Below are 2,018 nucleotides of genomic sequence, written 5' to 3' on the forward strand. Positions count from 1 at the left end.
CCGGTGCGGCGCGCGCGACCGGCGCGGTGACGGGGTCGAGGCGGCGCGGCGGCGCGAGCTCGGGGTTCTTGCGGCGGCGCAGCTCCAGCGCCTCGAAGGCCATCAGCGCCGCCGCCACGTGCTTGCAGTTCAGCCCGACCGGGCACGAGCAGACGCCGCGCACCTGCAGCCCGAGCCGCCGGTCGACCGGCAGCTCGATGCGCTGCTCGTAGACGTGGGCGCCGCTGCCGCGCATGCGCGTGAGCAGCGCGAGGCCGTCGATCTGCATCGCCAGCAGCGCCTGCTCGGGCTGGAGTGCCATCGCCCGCGTCAGCGTCACGCGGTCGAACTGCTGGCCGAAATCGAACTCGGGGGGAATGGAAAATTCGGTCATGGGCTGCGGGCCATTGTCGTTCAGCCGGCGGGCGCATCCATGCGATGCTGGCGCCCCATGCAAAGACGCCTTTTCATCGCCGCGGCGGCCTGCGGGGCCGCGCCGGCCACGGTTTCGTCTGCAGTGTCGTCAACGGAATCGCCGCTCACCACGGTGCATCCCCGCCCCCTCGTCTTCCCGGCCGATTTCGGCGCGCATCCCGCGACGCGCACCGAGTGGTGGTACGTCACCGGCTGGCTGCAGGCGCAGGCCGACGCAGCGCCCCTCGGCTTCCAGGTCACGTTCTTCCGCTCGGCCACCGGGCTGGCCGCGTCGCCGAGCCGCTTCGGCGCGCAGCAGCTGGTGTTCGCGCACGCGGTGCTCGGCGACGTGGCCGGCAGGCGGCAACGCCACGACCAGCGCATCGCGCGCGCCGGCTTCGGCATCGCCGACAGTGCCGAGGGCGACACCCGCGTGCTGCTGCGCGACTGGTTCCTGCGCCGCGAGGGCAGCGCCGGCGCGAGCCGCTACACGACCCGCGTCGCGAGCGACAGCGGCGGCTTCGCGTTCGAGCTGTCGTTCGAGGCCACGCAGCCGGTGCTGCTGCAGGGCGAGGCGGGCTGGTCGCGCAAGGGGCCGAAGCCGCACGAGGCGAGCCGGTACTACAGCCAGCCCCAGCTGCGCACCAGCGGCACGCTGACGCTGGACGGCCGTGCACGCGCGGTGCAGGGCCGCGCCTGGTTCGACCATGAATGGAGCGACCACGCGCTGCCCGACGACGCGGTCGGCTGGGACTGGATCGGCATGAACCTGGACGACGGCAGCGCGCTGATGGCGGTGCGGCAGCGGCGCGCCGACGGCACGCCGTACTACGCCGGCGGCAGCTTCCGCGCGCCGGGGGGCGAGGTGCGCAATTTCGGGCCCGGCGAAGTGCGCTTCGTGCCGGGCCGCCGCTGGAGCAGCCTGTTGTCGCGTGCGAGCTACCCGGTCGAATGGGCGGTCGAGACGCCGGCGGGCCGCTACCGGGTTCGCGCGCTGTTCGATGCGCAGGAACTCGACAGCCGCGCCAGCACCGGCGGCTTCTACTGGGAGGGGCTCAGCGAGCTGATGGACGAGTCCGGCCGCAGGCTCGGACTCGGCTACCTGGAGATGACCGGCTATGCCGGCCGGCTCCGCATTTAAAGTTTCTGCGCCTGCATGAAGTCGTCGAACGCGGCTTCGGCGAAGCGGAACCACAGCACCTGGTCGGCGCGGAACTTGGTGTAGTCCTCGTAGACCTTCTTCCAGGCCGGGTTCTTGCCCGACAGCTCGCTGTAGTAGTCCATCGACACCTTGAAGCAGGCTTCCATCACGTCCTTCGGGAAGCGGTGCAGCTTGGTGCCGGCGCCGACCAGCTGCTTCAGCGCACCCGGGTTGCGGGCGTCGTATTTGGCCTGCATGTCGACGTGCGCGTGCGACGACGCGGCTTCGACGATGGCCTTGTACTCCGGCGTCAGCGCATCGTAGGCCTTGGTGTTGATGAACAGGTCGACCTGCGGGCCGCCTTCCCACCAGCCGGGGTAGTAGTAGTGCGGCGCGACCTTGTTGAAGCCGAGCTTCTGGTCGTCGTACGGGCCGACCCATTCGGCGGCGTCGATCGTGCCCTTCTCGAGCGCGGGGTAGATGT

At 71.0% G+C, this 2,018-nt stretch carries 3 protein-coding genes; 1 reads left to right on the forward strand and 2 read right to left on the reverse strand.

Annotated elements, in window-relative coordinates:
• Positions 1-373 (reverse strand): SWIM zinc finger family protein (locus AC1D15_RS29160; RefSeq protein WP_477828767.1); only part of this gene is annotated, 373 nt, incomplete at its 3' end.
• 57 nt (positions 374-430) lie between these two features.
• On the opposite strand from AC1D15_RS29160, the gene AC1D15_RS29165 reads away from it, so the two are divergent.
• On the forward strand, positions 431-1,534 hold the full coding sequence (locus tag AC1D15_RS29165; RefSeq protein WP_477828768.1) for a lipocalin-like domain-containing protein: 1,104 nt from the start codon (positions 431-433) through the stop codon (positions 1,532-1,534).
• Here the strand turns inward: AC1D15_RS29165 and AC1D15_RS29170 are convergent.
• The coding region (locus tag AC1D15_RS29170; RefSeq protein ID WP_477828769.1) for a TRAP transporter substrate-binding protein at positions 1,531-2,018 on the reverse strand (488 nt) is incomplete at its 5' end. The genes AC1D15_RS29165 and AC1D15_RS29170 overlap by 4 nt on opposite strands.

This window comes from Rhizobacter sp. P2_H2, from assembly GCF_056403375.1.